We start from the raw sequence: 3,368 nt of genomic DNA on the forward strand, positions 1-3,368 counted from the left end.
AGTGAGTGCTGCGATAATTTTTGTAGGCACACTGACCATGCTTAGAAATCAGACTTTGATTGCTGATGTGCAATGGATGAAAGCAATGATCCCACATCACTCTTCTGCAATCATGGTGAGTCAGAAAGCGAATCTTCAAGATCCAGAGGCTCAGAAACTGGCGCAAGATATCATTGTGGCCCAAAAGCGGGAAATAGCCCAGATGCAGGATATGATCAAAAGACTGGAGGCTAAAAAATAGAATTACTATGGATCATTCACATCACAGCAGTACGCAACATGCCTCTCCTCATAAGGAAAAGCATGAAATGAAAGGAATGGAAGGCCATGATCACAGCATGCATCATATGCATATGATCGAAGATTTCAAAAAACGATTTTGGATTTCATTAGTGATCACCTTACCAATAGTAGTCCTTGCACCGATGATTCAGAGCCTTGTAGGGTATGAATTCAGATTTGACGGTGATAGATACCTACAGTTTGCACTTTCATCAATAGTCTTTTTTTACGGTGGCTGGCCTTTCTTAATCGGCATGGTCGATGAATTGAAAAAGAGGAAACCAGGTATGATGACCCTGATAGCATTGGCTATTTCGGTAGCCTACTTCTATAGCTCCGCAGTGGTATTTGGCTTATCAGGAAAAATGTTCTTTTGGGAGCTCGTCAGTTTAATCGACATCATGTTGCTGGGGCATTGGATAGAAATGAAATCTGTTATGGGCGCATCAAATGCCTTGCAAGAACTTGCAAAGATGATGCCCTCCGAAGCAAGGAGAATTAAGGACAATGGAGAATCCGAAGATGTACCAATTGCAGAGCTAAAGTCTGGAGACACCATTCTGGTGAGGCCTGGAGAGAAAATTCCAGCTGATGGACAGGTTCTCGAAGGAAGTAGTCATGTAAATGAATCCATGCTTACCGGGGAATCTAAACCAGTATCAAAACAAAAAGACGATGAGGTGATTGGTGGGTCAGTCAACGACAACGGTGCACTGAAAATTAAGGTGAAGCACACCGGTGAAGACTCCTATTTGTCCAAAGTAATCGGATTGGTGACAGAAGCGCAAAAGACAAAGTCAAACACCCAAAATTTAGCAGATAAAGCAGCGGGGTGGTTGTTTTACATCGCTTTGGCAACAGGGATTATCACGCTGGTAGTATGGTTAAGTTTAGGAAAAGACTTCAATTATGCGCTGGAGCGAATGGTAACTGTCATGATCATCTCCTGTCCCCACGCATTGGGACTGGCAGTACCATTGGTCGTTGCAATTTCTACTTCTGTTTCAGCGAAGCATGGTCTATTAATTCGGAACAGAACAGCCTTCGAGAATTCCCGAAAACTTACTACCATCATTTTCGACAAAACCGGAACATTGACCAAGGGTGAATTTGGAGTGACCCGATTCAAAAGTGTTAATCCAGAAACTGACGATCAAGAATTACTTGCCATCGCAGCTGCTCTTGAAAATAATTCTGAGCATCCTATAGCAGCTGGAATAGTTAGGAAATCCAAAGAACTAGATCTGAAACTTGACAAGGCTGAAAACTTTCAGAATATCACTGGAATGGGTATAGAAGCTAATCTCAATGAAAAAGAAATCAGCATTTTAAGCCCTGGAGGATTAAAACAAAAAGGAATCGAACAACCCGAAGGAGCTTTCAAAACAGAAGACGAAACTGTGGTTTTTGTTCTTTCAGATGAAAAACTAATCGGCTTCATCGCATTGGCAGATGAAATTCGAGAGGAATCCAAAGAGGCAATAGATACCCTCAAAAAGCAAGGGATAAAAGTTCTTATGGCAACAGGGGACAATGAAATAGTTGCAAAGGCTGTAAGTGAAACGCTGGGTTTGGATGGCTACTATGCCGAGGTAATGCCAGAAGACAAGCAAAAGATTATTAAAAACCTTCAGGGGAAAGGTGAATTCGTCGCAATGACCGGAGATGGAGTGAATGATGCACCTGCTTTGGCTCAGGCAGATGTGGGAATCGCAGTGGGCTCAGGAACTGACGTTGCTGCTGAAACTGCCGATATCATTTTGGTCAATAGTAATCCAAAAGACATTGCCAATTTAATCCTTTTCGGGACGGCCACTTACAGAAAAATGATGCAGAATATCTGGTGGGCGGCAGGCTACAATATCGTGGCAGTACCTCTGGCTGCAGGAGTATTAGCAGGTGTAGGAATTATTCTTAGCCCTGCAATCGGTGCAGCTTTGATGAGCCTCAGTACTGTGATCGTAGCACTTAACGCCCAATTATTAAAAAGACAAATTAAATCCTAAATGAACGTGCTTTGATTATAATTCCCTATGACCCCCTAAATCAATCATGAAACCAATTTAAAACTCAAAAAATATGAAAACTCAAAAATCAATTTTATCGCTGGCACTCATCGCCGGACTGTCAATTTCCCTTATCGCCTGTGGAGAGAAAAAAAAAGATGACCACGCTGCAGGATCAGAAGAACATGACCATGAGGCTATGTCTGAAACGATGGAAAATATGGATCAAGAAATGACCATGACCAGAACTGCATCTAAGACAGAACTTATTAACGAATACTTGGAAATTAAGAAAGCTCTAAGTGCCAACAACAAAGAAGATGCTGCCAAAGCAGCTGCCAAACTAGCTGACAATGCCAAAACGATCTCTTTCGATAATGTGTCTGCTGATAATAAAACAACTGTGAATGAAATTCTTGAAGTTATTCAAGAACACAGCGAACACATTGCTAAAAGTGAAATGGATCATCAGATTGAACATTTTCAGGCCATGGGTAAAGATTTTGAAGATCTACTGGCCCTTGTAGGTTCGGACAGAAAACTTTATGAGCAATACTGCCCAATGTACAATAATAATGAGGGGGGTATGTGGCTGAGTGATTCAGAAGAAATTGTTAATCCTTTGTTTGCTGGAAAGATGCAAACCTGTGGTTCTGTCAAAAAAGTAATTGAAGTCGGGTGAAAAAGGTAATCTGGGGGTCCTTATATGTACTCCTAATTGTATTGGTGGGAATTCAATTCATTCCCACCAACCATAATCCTAATATACCTTCAGGCCCCGATGACTTTCTGATTCTAAATAATGCCCCGGTGCAGATACGAAAGATGTTTAAAACATCGTGCTACAACTGCCATAGTGAACAGATCAACTACCCTTGGTACAGTAATATGCAGCCAGCGGGTTGGCTATTAGATAAGCATATCAAAGAGGGAATGGCAGAGTTGAATTTCTCAGAATTTGGTAGTCTATCTGGGCGGATGAAAAAGATGAAATTGGAAAGTATGATCAAACAAATTGAGCAAGAAAAAATGCCTATTCCTTCTTATACGCTGGTTCACCGAGATGCAATATTGTCGGAT

General features: G+C 41.4%; 4 protein-coding genes. All 4 read left to right on the top strand.

Translation table 11 applies throughout. The features are described 5' to 3' along the window. A partial coding sequence (locus ABJH98_RS00050) for a DUF305 domain-containing protein (protein WP_348305576.1) occupies positions 1-241 on the top strand: 241 nt, incomplete at its 5' end. A gap of 67 nt (positions 242-308) precedes the next feature. Continuing rightward, positions 309-2,288, top strand: coding sequence for a copper-translocating P-type ATPase (locus ABJH98_RS00055; protein ID WP_348305578.1), 1,980 nt, complete (start codon positions 309-311; stop codon positions 2,286-2,288). A 73-nt stretch (positions 2,289-2,361) separates the two neighbouring features. Continuing rightward, positions 2,362-2,970, top strand: coding sequence for a DUF3347 domain-containing protein (locus ABJH98_RS00060; RefSeq protein ID WP_348305577.1), 609 nt, complete (start codon positions 2,362-2,364; stop codon positions 2,968-2,970). After that, a partial coding sequence (locus ABJH98_RS00065; RefSeq protein WP_348299452.1) for a heme-binding domain-containing protein occupies positions 2,967-3,368 on the top strand: 402 nt, incomplete at its 3' end. The genes ABJH98_RS00060 and ABJH98_RS00065, both read left to right, overlap by 4 nt.

The organism is Reichenbachiella sp., from assembly GCF_039969095.1.
Taxonomy (GTDB): Bacteria; Bacteroidota; Bacteroidia; order Cytophagales; family Cyclobacteriaceae; genus Reichenbachiella.